Source organism: Dactylosporangium sp. NPDC051087, assembly GCF_055586325.1.
In genome coordinates, this window is sequence record NZ_JBVJIJ010000030.1 from 36,343 (window position 1) to 53,087 (window position 16,745).

The following is a 16,745-nucleotide window of genomic DNA, read 5'->3' on the forward strand; positions in this document are numbered from 1 at the left end:
CGACGAGTTCAACACTGTTTCCGCAGCTCAAACCACCAAAAAGGAAAATAGGAGTGTTTGTAGAGTCTGCGGAACACGACGGGCCCGGGACGGGTGGATCGCACCGTCCCGGGCCCGGGCGGACCGGGGCGGCGAGGTCATCGCCGCACCCGGTCCGATCTCATGCGGCGGCTACCGGGGTCTCCACCCGGACCTGAGGCACCTGCCGGGTCAGGCTGGGCGTCTCGTCCGTGCCGGGCTCCTCGGCAGGAGGCGTCTCCGAGGCGCCCCCGGTTGCCACGTCTTCCGCCGCGCCGCCGACCTCACCGGCGAGGAACTCGGCGAGGGCGCGGACCGTCGGGTTGCTCCACAGGATCGTCGGCGGCAGGTCCACCGCGAAGCAGCGGTGCAGCCGCACCCGCAGCGCCACGGTGAGCACCGAGTCGACCCCGAGCTCCAGCAGCGGCCGGTCGATCGCGATGTCCTCCGGCGCGAGGTTGAGCTCGGCGGCGACCTGCTCGTGCGTCTCCGCCGTCACCTTCTCCACCAGCTCGTCCGCCGGGACCGTCGACCAGTCCACGGCGCCGCTACCGGTGTCCGCCGCCTCCGCGTCGGTCACCGACAGGTCCGAGAACACGGGCAGGGTGTGCCCGGGCATGACCCGCATGACGGCGACGTACGGCAGCGCGTAGCGGTCCGCGTAGCTCCAGCTGCGCAGCGCCTCGCTGACGGTGATGCCGCCGAGGCCACGCGACTCGGCCTCGAGGATCGTCGCCTTGCCGGTCGTCTCCCCCATGCCGCGGCCGATCCACTGCGCCCACGCGAAGCTCGTCGAGCCGGTCTCGCCCTGGGCGTGCCGCAGCGCGGCGAGGGCGTCCAGGAACGAGTTCGCCGAGGCGTAGCTGACCTGGCCGGTGAGCCGGGCGAACTGGCCGCAGGAGGAGAACATGGTGAAGAAGTCGAGCGTGCCGGCCGGGTACAGCCGGTGCAGGACCATCGCGCCGTCGGCCTTCGGGCCGAACGTGATGTCGAGGTTCTCCGCGCCGGTCTTCTCCACCAGCGCGTCGGAGACGACACCGGCGCAGTGCACGATGCCGCGGATCTGCGGCATGTCGAGGTTGGCCGGGTCCAGCGCCTTCGCGGTCGCGTCGGCGTCGGAGATGTCCAGCCGCAGCACCCGTACCGTCGCACCGGCCGCCTCCAGGGCGACCACCTCGGCGACCTGAGCGGCCACCGCCGGGTCGGACACGGTGTCCCACTCCGAGCGCGGCGGCAGCCCCCGGCGGCCGACCAGGACCAGCCGGCGGGCGCCCTGCTCGACCAGGTACCGCGCGGCCTCCAGACCCAGCGCACCGAGACCACCGGTGACCAGGTAGGTGCCGTCGGGACGGCAGTCGACCGGCTCCCGCTCGGCGGGCCGCTCCAGCTTGCGCAGCCGGGCCGCGAAGAGCCCGTCGGCGGTGCTGGACAGCACGTCCTCGTTCGGCGGCAGCGCGCCGATGACGGCCGCCACCGAGGCGACGTCGGCGCCGCTGTCGACGTCGACGGTGCCGCCCCACAGGTCGGGACGCTCACCGGCGACGATGCGGCCGGCGCCCCACAGCGGGGCGTGGGCGAGGGCGGCTTCCGTGGTGCCCTCGCGGACACCCCGGGTCAGCGCCCAGATGGTGGGCCTGCGCTGCTCGTCATCGATCCCGGCGACCCGCTGGGTGGCGTCGACGAGCGCCTGCGCGCACCGCCGGGCCGCCTGCTCGGGTGCCTCGCCGGGCAGCAGGGCCGGCGGTGCCACGATCACCACGTCACCGGCGGCCAGCAGGCCGTCGCTGATCGCGGCCGGGTCGGTGGCCGTGCGGGTCTGCACGCCGCGGGCGTTGAGCGCCTCGACCAGCGCCGCACCGCCCTCGGGCGGCCCGACGAGCAGCGCCTGCCGCGGCTGCGGCGCGTCGGCGCGGACCTCGACCGGCTCCCAGGCCAGCTCCTGCACCAGGTCGCGCGGGCCGACCGCGCCGGAGCCGATGTCCTGCACCTTGACGTAGCGCAGGCCGCGGGCCTCGCACACGACGGCGCCGGTCTCGTCGGCGACCCGCATGTTGATGGTGTCCGGGGTGCGCGGGTCCCGCGTGGTGTGCACGTAGATCCGCGCCGGCGACTCGCCCTTGAACTGCAGCGACTCCAGGTGCGAGCAGGTCCGCAGGACGGTCGAGTCCTCCGACATCACCAGCACGCCGCTGGCGGTGAGGGCGGCGTCGACGACCGCGGTCCAGCTCGACGGGTGCAGCTTCGGCGTGTGGTCGACGGTGACCGTGGCGATCTGCTCGTCGTCGCCGCGCAGCAGCTCCTCGACGACCCACGGGAACGTGTAGCCGTCCACACCCATGGCGCGGAAGATGCCGTCGACCTTCGCCCACGTCCACGACACCGGGCAGCGGGCGCGGATCGTGTCCACGTCCTCCAGCGGGGTGAGGCCGACCTCGGGCTCGGGCACGACGGTCGCGGTGGTGTGCGTCAGCCACTCGTTGTCGCTGACGCCGCCACCGCCGTCCTCGCGCTTGATGCGGCTGGCCAGCCGGACCTTGTCCTGCTCCATGACGACCTGCACGATGCGGGTCGGGTGCGCGGCCAGGGGGATGCGGAACACGATGTCGCGCAGCCCGTAGGGCACGTCGCCGTCGCCGGCGGCGGCACCGATGAACGAGTTGAGCACCACCGAGGCGGGGACCGTCTCCACGCCGACGACCTTGTGCGACTGGGCGTAGGGCCGGTTGTCCATGTTCAGCTCGGTCTGCCAGACCCGCTGCACGGGTGCGCTGGCGACGGTCGTGTGCCCGCCGATCAACGTGTGCTTCTCCGGGTCGTGCCCGATGCCCGCCGCCGGCTCCGCCGGGGTGTCCGGGAAGATCCAGAACGGGCGGTGCTGCCAGCGCACGGCCGGCACGTCGACGAGTTCGCCGGTGTACGACCAGCGCACCGGGCTGCCGAGGCAGTGCAGGCGGCCGAGGTTGGCCAGCACCGTGCGCTGCTCGGGCTGCTCGCGCTTGAGGGTGATCGCGACCTGCGCGTCGGAGACGCCGGCGTCGATGGCGGTCTCGCTGATCGAGTGCGCCACCACCGGGTGCGAGGACACCTCGAGGAACACCCGGGCGCCGTCGTCCAGCGAGGCGCGGACGGCCTGGTGGAAGCGCACCGGGTCGGCCAGGTTCGTGGCCCAGTAGTCGCCCTCGCGGGCGGCGCCGGAGCGCGGGTCGGTCATCGCCGTGCTGTACAGCGTCACCGTGGGCGGGACGGCGTGCAGCTCGGCCGCGGCCCGGGACACCTCGGCCAGGACCTCGCCCCGCACGTGCGGGCTGTGGAACGCGACGTCGGTGTTGACCTTGCGGGCCTGGATGCCGTCCTGCTCCAGCTCGGCGACGAAGGCCTCGACCGCGTCGATGTCGCCGGAGACCACGGTGGACAGCGGGCTGGCGGCGATCCCGGCGACGACGCCGCCGCGGCCCGCGAGCCGCTGCTCGACGTCGGCGAAGGACATCGGCACCATCGCCATCGCGCCCTGCCCGGCGACCCGTTCGAGGGCGCGGGCCCGGCGGCAGGCGAACCTGGCCGCCTCGATCCGGTCGAGGCTGCCGGCGACGACCGCCGCGGCGATCTCACCGACGGAGTGGCCGATGATCGCGCCGGGCGCGAGGCCCAGCTCCGACCACACCTCGGCGAGCGCGACCTGCATTGCGTAGGTCATCGCCTGGGTGCGGGTCACCGTCCACGGGCCGCCGGCGTCGATCGCCTCGCGCGGGGTCCAGCCCAGCTCCTCGGCGAAGACCGGGCCGAGCTCGTCGATGACGCGGGCGAACGCCGGCTCGGTGGTGAGCAGCTCCTGGCCCATCCCGGACCACTGCGCGCCGTGCCCGGAGAACACCCAGACCGGGCCGTCGGCACCGCTGTCGCCGAAGGCGCGGGCGGCGCCGGTAACGACGTCGGGCGAGTGCTCGCCGTCGGCGAGGGCCTCCAGCCCGTCGAGGAGCTCGTCGGTGCTGCCGGCCACCACGACGGCCCGGCGGGCCAGGTGCGAGCGGCGGGCGGTCAGCGTGTGGGCGAGGGAGTCGAGGTCGGCGCCGGGGTTGGTGCGCACCCAGTCGGCGACCGCGCCGGCCAGGCCGCGCACGCCCTGCTCCGAGGCGGCGGACACGGGGAACACCCAGGGGCGCCCGGGCTTGTCGTCACGCTCGGCCTTGGCGGACGGGTGCTTCGCCGGGGCCTGCTGCAGGATGGCGTGCGCGATCGAGCCGCCCACACCGTAGCTGGAGACACCGGCCCGGCGGCCGTGCTCACCGGCGCGCCACGGGGTCGGCTCGCCGACCAGGCGCATCCCGCCGTCCTCCAGGCCCAGCTCGGGGTTGACCTCCTCGTGCGGGCTCGGCGGCAGCTCACCGTGGCGCATGCCGAGCAGCACCTTGATGACGCCGGCGATGCCGGACGCGGCCTCGACGTGCCCCACGTTGGGCTTGAGCGTGCCGATCAGCAGCGGGTCGTCGCTGTCCCGGCTGGGACCGAAGACGCTGCCGATGGCCTTCGCCTCGGCGGCGTCGCCGAGCTGCGTGCCGGTGCCGTGCGCCTCGACGTACTGCACCGTGTTCGGGTCGATCCCGGCGCGCTCGTACGTCTCCTCCAGCATCCGCTGCTGGGCCTCCGGGTTGGGGGCCATCATGCCGTCGGAGCGGCCGTCCTGGAACACGCCGCTGCCCATGACGAGCCCGTAGATCGGGTCGCCGTCGCGGGTCGCGTCGGACAGGCGCTTGAGGATGACGACGCCGCCGCCCTCACCGCGGCCGTAGCCGTCGGCGGACTTGTCGAACGCCTTGCTGCGCCCGTCGGGCGACGTCGCCGACGCCGCGTCGAGGGCGACCACGAGGGCCGGCGACGACATGATGTTGATGCCGCCGACGATCGCGAGGCTGGTCTCACCGGAGCGCAGCGCCTGCGACGCCACGTGCAGCGCGGTCAGGGAGCCGGCGCAGGCGGTGTCGACGGCCATGCTCGGCCCGTGCGCGTCGAGGAAGTACGAGATGCGGTTGGCGATGCCGTAGAACGTGGTGCCGTTGACGGCCCACGCGCCGGTGCGGTCCAGGTCCTCCAGGAGCCGGCGGCCGTAGTCGTTGGTGTTCGCGGCCACGTAGACCCCGGCGTCGGTGCCGGCGAGGGACATGGGCGGCAGCCCGGCGTCGCAGAGCGCCTCCCAGGCCATCTCCAGCATGATGCGCTGCTGCGGGTCGATGTACTCGGCCTCGCGCGGGGTGATCTGGAAGAACTCCGCGTCGAAGCCCTCGATGTCCTGCATGAACGAGCCCTTGCGGGTCGTCTGGCGCAGGATCGCGCGGGTCTTCGGGTCGGCCTCGTAGGGGTCCCACCGCCGGGCGGGCATCTCGCCGACGGCGCTGCGCCCCGCCCGCAGGAACTCCCAGAGCTGGCCGGGTGTGTCGAGATCGGGGGCGAAGCGGCAGCTCATGCCGATCACCGCGAGCGGCTCTTCCGTGGTTTCGTGGTTCGTCTGTGGCGTGTGCACCATTTCAGCCAACGTGAACACCTCCTTCGGCGACGACCGCGCGGCGCAGGCTCAGCGGCCGCAGGTCGGTCCATACCTCCGCGATGTGCGCGAGGCAGTCGTCCTTCGGGCCCTGGAAAGCCCAGGAGCCCTCAGCGGCCCAGCCGTCCGGGACGTCCTGCCCGGCGGGCCAGATCGAGTACTGGTCCTCGTGGTTTCGCACCACGAGATACGTGCGCTCGTCCGTGCTCACTGTCACTCCCATCGTTTCGGTCTCGTCCGTTCAGCCGTGCAGGGGCAAGGGCCTGGGCTTTCCTCCCGGTCCGTTTGCGTCAGTTGCCGGTCTGGTCAGGACGCGTCGAGCGTCCGGATGTACCCGGCCAGGTGGGCCGGGGTGTGCAGTGCCCGCGTACGCAGCAGCTCGCCGAGTTCGCCCGCACCGGAAGGGGCGGTGCAGCGGCGCAGCGTGCGGGGCGCGGCGGCGGACGGATCCGCCGCCAGCTGTGCGGCGACCTGGCCGGCGATCCCGGCGACCCAGACCCGGTCGGGGTCCAGCTCGCCGACCCGCGCGTACCAGTCGCGGTCCGGGCAGGGCCGCAGCTCGTGCCCGGCGGCGCGGATCGCCGCCAGCAGGTCAGTGGTGCTCCCGACGGCCGCGGGCACGGCGTCGAGGTAGCGGGTGCCCGCCGTGGTGTGGCCGTCGGGAGCACCGTCGGCCAGCAGCACCGCCTTCGCGGCGGCGTCGGCGGGCAGCGCCTGGAAGAGCTCGTTGCCCTCCAGGGCGAAGCTCTCCGGGTGCTGGCCGGTCTCGGTCATCGCCCGGGACCAGCTCCACACGGCGTCGGCCGCGTTGATCTGGAAGCGGTCCTGGTCGCCGAAGACGCTCGGGATCCGCACCACGGCGGCGGGCACGTCGAGCTCCTCGGCGTGCGCCAGGTACAGCTCGGCGACCGCCTTGGAGCGCACGTAGCCGTTCGCCGTGGACGGCAGCGTGTGCAGCGGGCCGGGCGGCACCGGCTCGCCGACCGGGTAGCCGGCGGAGTCGAAGACGGAGCTGGTCGACACGACGGTCAGCGCGGCGCGGCGCCCGGCGGCGGCCAGTTCCAGCAGCCCGGCCAGGCTGTGCGTGTTGGCGTCGGCGAGCTGCTCGTACGGGTACACGTGGTTGACCCACGCGGCGGTGTGCACGATGCGTCCCGCCTCCCGCGCCAGCCGGTCGTGGTCGGCGGGGGACAGCCCGAGCCGCGGTGCGGCGATGTCACCGTCGACGAGCCGCACCCGGGCCGCGTGCCCGTCGCGCCACAGGCCGAGGGCGGTCATCCCGGCGACCAGGTCGTCGCGGCGACGCTCCCCGCCCCGGACCAGGCACACCACGCGGTTGCCGGCGTCGGCCAGCAGTTCGGCCAGGACGAACCGGCCGACGAACCCGGTCGCGCCGGTGAGCAGCACGACACCACGGTCGGCGTCGGCGCGCTCCCCCGGGCGCGGGATCCCGGCGACCCGTCCGGCGATCTCGGCGCGCATGGTCGCGATGTCGTCGCCGGTACCGGCGGGCCCGTGCGACGAGCCGGCGCGCACCTCGTCGACGGCGTCGGCCAGGGGCTGCAGCTGGGGCGTGCGGAACAGGGTCTCCATCGGCATCTCGACGCCGAGCGACGTGCGGATGCGGGCGACCAGGTGCATCACCATCAGCGAGTGCCCGCCGAGCTCGAAGAAGTTGTCCTCGCCGCCGACCGCGGGCACGCCGAGCAGGTCCTGCCAGATCCCGGCGAGCTGCGCCGCGGTGCCCTCGGTCGGCGTCTCGCCGCGCGGGCCGGTGGCGGCGCCCTGCTCGCGGCGGCCGGCGAGGGCCTGCCGGTCGAGCTTGCCGTTGCGGGTCAGCGGCAGCTCGTCGAGCACGGTGACGGTCGCGGGGACCATCCACTCGGGCAGCGTCCGCAGCAGTGCCCGGCGGATGCCGGAGCCGCTCGGGGTCGCGTCGGCGGCGGGGACCACGTAGCCGGCGAGGGTGGCGGCGCCGACCCGGTCGCGCTCCAGCACGACGGCGGCGCGGGCGATGTCGTCCAGGGCGGCGAGCGCGGCCTGGACCTCGCCGAGCTCGATCCGGTGGCCGCGGACCTTGACCTGGTCGTCGCCGCGGCCGAGGTACAGCAGTTCGCCGTCGGCGCGGCGGATCGCGAGGTCGCCGCTGCGGTACATGCGGGCGCCGGTCCGGCCGGTGAAGGGGTCGGGCAGCATCTTCTGCGCGGTGAGGCCGGGGTTGGCGACGTAGCCGTGGGTGACGCCGTCGCCGCCGACGAAGATCTCGCCGGGGACGCCGGGGCCGACCGGGTGCTGCGAGCCGTCGAGGAGGTACAGCGACAGGTCGTGCAGCGGCGGCCCGATCAGCGACACGGTCTCGGCCAGGTCGGCCGCGCGGACCCGCCGGTAGGTGACGTGCACGGTGGTCTCGGTGATCCCGTACATGTTGATCAGCTCGGGCTGTTCGTCGCCGTGCGCGTCGACCCACGAGCGCAGCGCGGCGTGGTTGAGCGCCTCGCCGCCGAAGACGACGTAGCGCAGCGCGGTGCCGCCGCCGCGTTCGAGCAGCGCGGCGCTCACCTGGCCGAACGCCGACGGCGTCTGGCTGAGCACGGTGACGCCCTCGGTCTGCACCAGCTCGGCGAACACGTCGGGGGCGCGGGTCGCCCACTGCGGCACGACCAGCAGACGGCCGCCGTGCAGCAGCGCGCCCCACAGCTCCCAGACGGAGAAGTCGAAGGCGTAGGAGTGGAACAGCGTCCATACGTCGTCGGGGCCGAAGGTCATGTGCTCGTCGCAGGCGGCCAGGAGCCGCAGCACGTGCCCGTGCCCGACGAGGACGCCCTTGGGCTTGCCGGTCGAGCCCGACGTGTAGATCACGTACGCGGGGGCGTTGCCGGGGACGTCGACGGTCACCGGCTCGGGTGCCTCGGCGAGCTCGGACCAGTCCAGCACCAGGGTCCGCGGGCCGCCGTCGCCCAGCGCGGGCGCCTTCGCGGTCGCGGGGGTGACCAGGACGGTGCCGACCTCGCACTCGGCGAACTGGTCGGCGGTGCGGTCGGCGGGGTTCTCCGGGTCGATCGGCAGGTACGCCGCACCGGCCTGGAGCACGCCGAGGATCGCGGCGGGCAGGTCGACGCCGCGCTCCAGGACGAGGCCGACGATGCTGCCGGGGCCTTCGCCGCGCTCGCGCAGGGCGGCCGCGATCCGGTTCGCCCGGCCGGCCAGCTCGGTGTAGGTGAGCTTCTCCTGGTCGTCTGCGGCCGCGACCGCCTCGGGGTGCAGCCGCACCTGCTCGGCGAACGCGCCGTGCAGGGTCGTCGCCGCCGGTTTTCCGGTGACGCCGAGCGCCGGGATGATCGCGGGCTCGTCCCCGGCCAGCATCGTCAGGTCGGCGACCGGGACGTCGGGGGTGGCCAGGCCGGCCCGCAGCAGGGTCTCCAGCCAGCGGGCCCAGCGGTCCACAGTGGACGCGTCGAGCAGCTCGTCGTCGAAGGGCAGGTAGCCGACGACCTCGCCGCCCTCGCACCACAGCTCGGCCATCAGGTCGTAGTGGGTGGCGCCGCCGTCGAGCTCGGCGAACGACACCTCGACGCCGGGCATCCTGGGCGGGGTCGGCGCGCCGTCGCGCAACGAGAACGACGTCTGGAAGATCGGGGTCACACCGGGCCGGCGGGAGGTCTGCAGCTCGCGGACCAGCATGTCGAACGGGATCTCCTGGTGCCCGAGCGCCTCGCCCAGGGCCACGCCGGTGCGGCGGACCAGGGTGTGGAAGTCGGGCCGGTCGCCGACCTTCACGTGGATCGGCAGCCAGTTGAGGAAGTAGCCGATCATCCGCTGGGTCTCCGCGCGGGGGCGGCCGGCGACCGGTACACCCACCACCAGCGAGTCGGAACGGACGATCCGCGACAGGAAGGCGATGTAGCCGGCGAGGAACGCGCCGAGCAGCGTCGTGTCGTGCCGCTTGGCGAGCTCGCGCAGCCCGTCGACGAGGTCGGCGCCGAACCGCACGTGCTGGAACTGGCCCTGGCTGCCGCGGATCGCCGGGCGGGGCCGGTCGGTGGGCAGGTCGAGGGCCTCGGGGGCGCCGTCGAGCCGCTCCCGCCAGTGCTCCAGCAGCCGCTGCATCGACGCGCCGTCCACGGTGGCCCGCTGCCACTCGGCGAAGTCCGGGTAGTGCACGTCGAGGGGCGTGAGCTCGACCGGCACGCCGCGTTCCCTGGCGTACAGGCGGCCGAGGTCGTCCAGCAGGATCCCCAGCGACCAGTTGTCGGACACGATGTGGTGCTGGACGAGGGCGAGCAGGTGGGTGCGCTCGTCGACGCGGTAGAGGGTGCAGCGCACCAGCGGCCCCTCGGCCAGGTCGAAGTCCTCGACGACCAGCCCGGAGGCGTGCTTCCGCGCGGCGCCGGCCGGGTCGGCCTCCCCGGTGCAGTCGACCTCGTCCAGCGGCAGCGCCATGCTGTCCAGGACCAGCTGGTAGGGCTTGCCGTCGCGCTGCCGGAAGACGGTGCGCAGCGACTCGTGCCGCAGGGCGAGCTGCTGCAGCGCGTCGCGCAGCGACCCGGGGTGCAGGTCGCCGTCGACGCGCAGCGCGACCGGGACGTGGAAGATCTCGCGGCGGGTCAGCAGCTCGTACATGAACCAGAGCCGCTCCTGCTCGAACGAGCACGGCGCCTCGTCGCTGCCTGCGGCGCGCCGGGTGATGCCGAGGTCGGCGCCGCGGCGGGCGAGCATCCGCTCCACCAGCCGGCGCTTCTGCGGGGGCAGCGACGCCAGCCGCGTCCGCAGCGCGGCGAGGTCGGCCGGCGCGGCGTCCGGCTGCCCGTTCGACGGGGTCTCCGGCGCGGCGGCGAGGCTCGCGTCCGGCCGCGTCTGCAGCTCGGTCGGCTGGTCCATGGCAGGCAACTCCTTGTCCGTCGGATCCGGTGCTGATCTGGGTGCGGTGCGCGTCAGCGAGCGGTGAAGCCGCCGTCGACCACGAGTTCGGTGCCGGTGACGCCGCCGGAGTTCGGGCTGGCCAGCCACAGGCAGGCGGCGGACACCTCGGCGGCGGTGACGAGCCGGCCGAGCGCGTGCAGGCCGGCGGACGTGCTCTCGTAGTCGTCCAGCCCGGAGCCCAGGGACTCGGCGACGGCGCGGGTGCTGCGGGTGCCCAGGTCCGCGTCGTCGGCGACGGTGCTCGGGCTGACGGCGTTGGCGCGCACGCCGTGCCGGCCGTACTCCAGGGCGATCGACTTGGTCAGCCCGACCACGCCGTGCTTGGAGGCGACGTAGTTGGCGTACAGCTCGAACGCGACCCGGCCGCCGGTCGACGCGGTGTTGACGATCCGCCCGCCGCCCTGGCTGACCATGTGCGGCAGCACCGCGCGGCAGCAGCGCCAGGTGCCGCTGAGGTTGACGTCGAGCGCCAGCTGCCACTGCTCCTCGGTCAGCTCGTGCGCCCGCACCCCGCCGGGGCCGAGCACGCCCGCGTTGTTGACCAGCACGTCGATCTGCCCGAACTCCTCCATGCCCTGGTCGACGACCTTGTCGACGCCGGCCTGGTCGCGCACGTCGGCGACGCCGGTGAGCACCCGGCTGCCGAAGCGGCGGCACTTGTCGGCGGTCTCCTCCAGGTCGCGCCGGCCGGCCATCTCGTAGGGACCGGCCTGCGGGTCGCAGTGGTCGACGAGGATCAGGTCGGCGCCCTCCCGGGCGAAGGTCAGCGCGTGGGAGCGGCCCAGCGCCCGGGCCGCGCCGGTGATCATGGCGACGTTCCCGTCGAGCAACATCATGCCTCCAGGGGTCGGGAGCCGGTCAGGGCCGGCGTCTTCAGCTGCCGCCCGAGCCGGGGCAGGGCGAGCGTGAGGACGTCGATCGCGCGGTACAGCTCGCTGATCGGGATGTGTTCGTCGGTGGTGTGGTCCAGGTGGGCGTCGCCCGGCCCGTACGCGGCCATCGGCACCCCCCACGGGTCGAGGGTGTTCATGTCGGACGTGCCGGCCTTGCGCTTGAACGTCGCCCGGCCGCCCTGCGCGGCGATCGCCGCGCGCAGCGTGCTGACCACCGGGTCGGACCGGGTCCGGGTCACCCCGGGCACCCGCTCGTCGACCCAGATCCGGCTGTGCGTGCGGCCGCGGGCGAACGCCTCCAGGGCCGCGAAGTCGAAGCCCGGCGGCACCCGGCAGGTCAGGAACGCCTCGGCGTCGGCGATGTCGCCGCGCAGGCTGATCAGCGTGCCGGCGGCGACGCCGAACGCGACCGGGTCCTGCTCCTCGGACAGCCCCCGCAGGTAGTCCTGCACGTCGTGGGCCCAGCGGGCGGCGCGCTCCACGGCGGTCGGCTCCGGGCTGCTGGTGTGCAGCGGCGGCTGGTGCATCTCGTACCCGAGGCCGATGCGCCCCTTGTAGCCGAGGCAGACCCCGTCCCAGCCGCTCGGCTCGCCGATGATGACGGCGGCCGGCTTCGGCACGGTGTCCATCACGTGCAGCGCGCCGAGCCCTCCGGCGACCTCCTCGCCGACCGCGCCGATGACGTGCACGCGCACGTCCTGGCTGCGGGCGGCGGCGCAGATCATGGTGACGAAGGCGCCCTTCGCGTCGACGGATCCGCGTCCGTACAGCAGGTCGCCGATCTGGCAGACGGGCACCTGGCCGGGCACGGTGTCGATGTGCCCGAGCAGCATCACGGTCGGGCCGTCGTCCGGGCCGATGACGCCGTGGACGTTGCCGACCTCGTCGACGTGCGCGGTGAAGCCCAGCGTGTCCAGCTGCTCGGCGAGGAACCCGGCGAGCGGCAGCTCCTGGCCCGACACGGACGGGATGCTCAGCGCGGCGCGCAGCAGCCACGCCGGGTAGTCCTCGCTCAGCGCCACCGGCGGTGAACCGGCCGATGCCCGGCGCGCGGCCCAGGCGGCGGCCTGCTGCCGCTGCTCCGCCACACTCATGCCGTCACCTCCCCGACGCTTCCGTGCAGTTCGCTCCGCTGGCCGCTCACGCCGCCACCTCCGCTGCGCTCCGGCGCCGGCCTGAGCCCAAACTGCGCCCACGGTGAGCGGCCCAAGACGCTCCGCTGGCCGCTCACGCCGCCACCTCCGCTGCGCTCCGGCGTCGGCCCGAGCCCAAACTGCTCCCACGGTGAGCGGCCCAAGACGCTCCGCTGGCCGCTCACGCCGCCACCTCCGCTGCGCTCCGGCGTCGGCCCGAGCCCAAACTGCGCCCACGGTGAGCGGCCCAAGACGCTCCGCTGGCCGCTCACGCCGCGCCGCTCTCACGGACCTTCGAGCCACGGCCGGCGAGGGCCTGGCGGATCGGGCGCTTCTGGCTCGCGGCGCCGATGGCGACCCGGGCGACGGTCAGGCTGGCGCGCAGCCCGGCCCGCACCTTGTGCCGCATCCGCCCGCGGACGGTGTCGCCCTCGAGGTGCTGCGGGCCGACCTCGGCGATCCTGGTGGCCGGGTCGTCAGGGTCGGCGTAGACCCCGGAGACGTCGGTGAGCAGGACGAGCGCGTCGGCGTCCAGCGCGACGGCGAGCTGGGCGGCCATCTCGTCGGCGTCGACGTTGAGCAGGTTGCCGTCGGCGTCGCTGGCCGGCGGGGACACGACGGGCACCTCACCACGGTCGAGGATCGCCTGCACCGGTGCGGGGTCGACGTGCTCGATCCGGCCCGACTGGTCGTCGCGGATCAGCACCGTCTTGCCGTCCTGCACCGACCGGATGGCCGGCTTGCGCGACGCGGTCGCCAGCGCGCCGTCCGCGCCGCTCAGGCCCACCGCCCGGGCGCCCCGCGCCCGCAGCCCGCTGACCAGCTCCGGCTTGACCCGCCCGAGCAGCGCCATCGTGATGACGGCGAGCATGTTGCGGTCGGTGCGCCGGCTCTGGGTGCCGTCCGGCGACTTGATGACCTCACGTTGCACGCCGAGCTCGTCGGCGAGCTGGTCGGCGACGGCTCCGCCGCCGTGGACCAGGACCGTGGGCGTGCCGGCGGCGGCCAGCTCGGCCACCTCGTCCAGCACCGGCCCCGGGTCGGCGCCACCACCGATCTTGACCACGATCACCCCGTCGGACGTGGGTGTGGCGTCCTGTGCCATGTCCCGTTCACCTCCTTTGCTGTTCCGCCGTCGTCCCGCCCGTGCCGCAGGGCTCAGGCCGGGTGCAGTCCCGTGAACTCCAGGCCGGTGTCCTCGGGCAGGCCGCGGGCCACGTTCAGGCTCTGCACGCCGCCGCCGGCGGCGCCCTTGACGAGGTTGTCGAGCGCGGCGACCACGACGATCCGGCCGCCGTCCTCGTCCACCGCGCAGCCGACGTCGACGAAGTTGGTCCCGGACAGGAACTGCGGGTCCGGCAGGCGGTGCACCCCGCGGCTGCGGGCCACCACCCGGACGAAGGGCCGGTCCCGGTACTCCCGCTGCAGCACCCGCAGCACGTCGCGGCGCTCGACCGGCGCCGGCGGCGTGACATGGCAGATCACCTGCGCGCCACGGACCGACGGGACGGCCGTGACGGTCATGCGGGCCCGGACGCCGGCGTGCGCGGCGATCTCCTTCTCGTGCCGGTGCCCGGCGGGCTTGTAGACCCGGAACGCGTTGCCGCGCTCCGCGTGGTGCGACGACGGGCCGGGTTCGGCGCCGGAGCCGGACGAGCCGGTCCGGGCGTCCACCACCACGTCGCCGGAGACGAGGCCGGCCCTGCTCAGCGGGGCGAGCGCCAGGATCGCGGCGGTCGCCATGCAGCCCGGGACGCTGATGCGCTCGGCACCGGGCAGCTCGTCGGCGTACAGCTCGGGCAGGCCGGTCCGGTAGACGTCGCCGGACGCGGAGCTCGCCCCGGCCCGGAAGTCGGGGCTGAGGTCGACGATCGTGCCGGCCAGCTCGCCGACGCCGGCCTCGACCTCGGCGGACGCGCCGGAGGGCAGCGCCAGGAAGGCGGTGTCGACCGGGGCCAGCTCCTGCGGCGGGTGGAAGGTCAGCCCGAGGTGGTGCAGGTTGGGGTGCACCTCGGCCACGGGCCGGCCGGCGTGCCGGCGCGAGATCGCCTGCACCAGGTCCAGTTCCGGGTGGGCGTGCACGAGCCGCAACAGCTCGCCGCCCGTGTAGCCGGCCGCACCGACAACGCTCACCTTCACCGTGCCGCCCCTTCCGCGTCGTTCAGGTCGTGCAGTCTTTGTCGTTTGTCTGTCGGGGTTCCGCGGTGGTGGAGGGGTTGCCTCGGCGCCCCCGCCACCACCGGCAAGCGGGCGGGCTACTCGCCCCAGTCCTCTTCGACCTCGGGTGCGAGCGCCAGCACGACGGGACCGGTCGTCACCACTTCGAGCTCGCTTGAGCAGTGCTGACAGATCACGATCTCGGCAACCATGAGTTCGTCGGACACGCCCACCGCGCCACCGCACTGGGGGCACTGCACGGTCAGTGCAGTAGTCATAAGTTGCCTCCTGCAGATTGTGTGATTACTGTTTGCCCAACACTGCAGAAGCTAACACATGCTTCACGGCCTCACATCCCGAGAGATTCCATGAAGTCGACATGGAAGACCGGTCCGCGAAACGCTCGCGCAGGTCACGGCAAGGGTGATCGAAATATCTGAGCAGATGAATCGACCTCCCTTCCCCACGTCGCGTTTTGTCGCACGGCACAGGTAGGAAGGAGCCGGTGATGATCGAGTTGCGGATCGCTCCGGCCGGGGTGATGCTGGCCTTCGACACTGTCCTGCCGACCCGGCGACACTGGATGAGAAGTACGCAGACTCTGCACCCAAGTCGCGGCAAAGTCTGCATCAGACGCCTACTCGCGTACGCCTTTCCGAGCGGCGACCCGGCATCCGAGAGCACCGTCCGGAGGTGTTTTGTCCATGTCTGACACCCGCACAGCGACCCGCGCCGACCTGGCGTTGCTCGGCGGGGACCGCGCCGTGCCCAAGGACGCCGCCGGCGGCGACTGGCCGATCGTCACCACCGACGACGAGCGGGCGGTCCTCCGCGTGCTGCGCGACCAGCCGCTGAACGCCGCGTCGCCCGGCGAGCCCGAGATCGGCCGGCTCGAGGCGGCCTGGGCGGAGCACACCGGCACCCGGCACTGCGTCGCCGTCGCCTCCGGCACCGTCGCGCTGCACCTGGCGCTGCGCGGCTGCGGGATCGGCCCCGGCGACGAGGTCGTCGTGCCGGCCCTGACGATGAACGCGACCGCACACGCCGTCCACGCGGCCGGCGGCACCGCCGTGTTCGGCGACATCGAGCCGGGCACCTACAACCTGGATCCCCGCTCCGCCGCCGAGGCGGCCGGTCCCAGGACGGCGGCGCTGCTGCCGGTACACCTGCACGGGCTGCCGGCGGACATGCCCGCACTGCACCGTCTCGCCACCCGGCTCGGCGTGCCGATCGTCGAGGACGCCGCGCAGGCGCACGGCGCGCGGCTCGAAGGACGCAGGGCCGGGGCGTTCGGCACGGCCGGCTGCTTCAGCCTGCACCCGCACAAGAACCTGCCGACGTGCGGCGAGGGCGGGCTCATCACCACCGACGAAGACGGCCTGCACGAGCAGCTCGTCAGTCTCCGCAACTTCGGCGAGCACGCGCCGTCCGGGACGCGCAGCTACATCAGCCACCGCGCCGCGTTCAACGCGCGGATGGCACCGGTCGCGGCCGCGTTCACCCACTCGCAGCTGGCCCGCTTCGACGACAACGCCCGGCGGCGCGAGCCGGGGATCCGCGCGTTCGTCGACCGGCTGGCGCAGCTGCCCGGCCTGCGGGTGCCGGGGATCCCGGCCGGGCGCACGCACGCCTGGCACATCCTGCGCCTGATGCCGCAGCCGGAGGCCCTCGGGCTCGCCCCCGAGCACCGCACCGGGCTGCGCGTCGCGCTGCACCGGGCGCTGCGCGCCGAGGGGGTGCCGGTCTCGCAGTACCAGGTCGCGCCGCTGCCCGCGCATCCCGCGTTCCGGCCCGCCGGGATGGCCGAGGCCGACGCCCTCGACTGGGTGGCCGAGCGCTTCCCCGTCACCGCCGCGGTCGTCGACGGATCGCTGTGCCTGCAACGCCGGCACCTCGACCCGGCGGCCGGGCCACTGCTGGCCCGCTACGCCGACGGCTTCGAGAAGGTCTGGCAGCACCTCGACCTGATCCGCCAGATGGCCCGCTCGCGCCCCGCGCCCGGCTGGCGGGAGGTGCTCCGCAAAGGCTGACGTCGCCCCGCAACCGCTGACGGCGGCCCCGCAACCCCTGACGTCGCTTCGCAAAGGC

9 protein-coding genes are annotated in these 16,745 nt (G+C 73.9%); 1 reads left to right on the forward strand and 8 read right to left on the reverse strand.

Annotation, left to right across the window (positions count from 1 at the left end; all coding sequences use genetic code 11):
• Positions 1–160 precede the first annotated feature (160 nt).
• From ACZ6TV_RS43000 to ACZ6TV_RS43035, 8 genes are all read right to left on the reverse strand, one after another.
• Positions 161–5,536 (reverse strand): type I polyketide synthase, encoded by a 5,376-nt coding sequence (locus ACZ6TV_RS43000; protein ID WP_465305140.1) that lies wholly within the window; start codon positions 5,534–5,536, stop codon positions 161–163.
• Position 5,537: 1 nt separating this feature from the next.
• On the reverse strand, positions 5,538–5,771 hold the full coding sequence (locus tag ACZ6TV_RS43005) for an MbtH family protein (protein ID WP_465305295.1): 234 nt from the start codon (positions 5,769–5,771) through the stop codon (positions 5,538–5,540).
• A gap of 89 nt (positions 5,772–5,860) precedes the next feature.
• Positions 5,861–10,432, reverse strand: coding sequence for an amino acid adenylation domain-containing protein (locus tag ACZ6TV_RS43010; protein ID WP_465305142.1), 4,572 nt, complete (start codon positions 10,430–10,432; stop codon positions 5,861–5,863).
• Between the two features lie 53 nt (positions 10,433–10,485).
• Positions 10,486–11,310 (reverse strand): SDR family oxidoreductase, encoded by an 825-nt coding sequence (locus ACZ6TV_RS43015; RefSeq protein ID WP_465305144.1) that lies wholly within the window; start codon positions 11,308–11,310, stop codon positions 10,486–10,488.
• Positions 11,307–12,461, reverse strand: a complete 1,155-nt coding sequence (locus ACZ6TV_RS43020) for a M20/M25/M40 family metallo-hydrolase (protein ID WP_465305146.1) — start codon at positions 12,459–12,461, stop codon at positions 11,307–11,309. Before ACZ6TV_RS43020 ends, ACZ6TV_RS43015 begins: the two co-directional genes overlap by 4 nt.
• 307 nt (positions 12,462–12,768) lie before the next feature.
• Complete coding sequence (argB, locus tag ACZ6TV_RS43025) at positions 12,769–13,605, reverse strand: acetylglutamate kinase (protein ID WP_465305148.1); 837 nt, start codon at positions 13,603–13,605, stop codon at positions 12,769–12,771.
• Between the two features lie 53 nt (positions 13,606–13,658).
• Positions 13,659–14,639, reverse strand: coding sequence for an N-acetyl-gamma-glutamyl-phosphate reductase (gene argC, locus ACZ6TV_RS43030; RefSeq protein WP_465305149.1), 981 nt, complete (start codon positions 14,637–14,639; stop codon positions 13,659–13,661).
• Between the two features lie 116 nt (positions 14,640–14,755).
• Complete coding sequence (locus ACZ6TV_RS43035) at positions 14,756–14,935, reverse strand: lysine biosynthesis protein LysW (RefSeq protein WP_465305151.1); 180 nt, start codon at positions 14,933–14,935, stop codon at positions 14,756–14,758.
• 426 nt (positions 14,936–15,361) lie between these two features.
• Here ACZ6TV_RS43035 and ACZ6TV_RS43040 point away from each other — a divergent pair, with 426 nt between their 5' ends.
• The gene (locus tag ACZ6TV_RS43040; RefSeq protein WP_465305153.1) at positions 15,362–16,687 is read left to right on the forward strand and encodes a DegT/DnrJ/EryC1/StrS family aminotransferase; all 1,326 of its coding nucleotides are present in this window, start codon (positions 15,362–15,364) and stop codon (positions 16,685–16,687) included.
• Positions 16,688–16,745: the final 58 nt, after the last annotated feature.

Coding starts and splice junctions, on each gene's coding strand:
- ACZ6TV_RS43020 (WP_465305146.1), bottom strand. CDS start 12,461: ATGAGTGTGGCGGAGCAGCGGCAGCAGGCCGCCGCCTGGGCCGCGCGC.
- ACZ6TV_RS43040 (WP_465305153.1), top strand. CDS start 15,362: ATGTCTGACACCCGCACAGCGACCCGCGCCGACCTGGCGTTGCTCGGC.
- ACZ6TV_RS43000 (WP_465305140.1), bottom strand. CDS start 5,536: ATGGTGCACACGCCACAGACGAACCACGAAACCACGGAAGAGCCGCTC.
- argB (WP_465305148.1), bottom strand. CDS start 13,605: ATGGCACAGGACGCCACACCCACGTCCGACGGGGTGATCGTGGTCAAG.
- ACZ6TV_RS43015 (WP_465305144.1), bottom strand. CDS start 11,310: ATGATGTTGCTCGACGGGAACGTCGCCATGATCACCGGCGCGGCCCGG.
- ACZ6TV_RS43010 (WP_465305142.1), bottom strand. CDS start 10,432: ATGGACCAGCCGACCGAGCTGCAGACGCGGCCGGACGCGAGCCTCGCC.
- ACZ6TV_RS43035 (WP_465305151.1), bottom strand. CDS start 14,935: ATGACTACTGCACTGACCGTGCAGTGCCCCCAGTGCGGTGGCGCGGTG.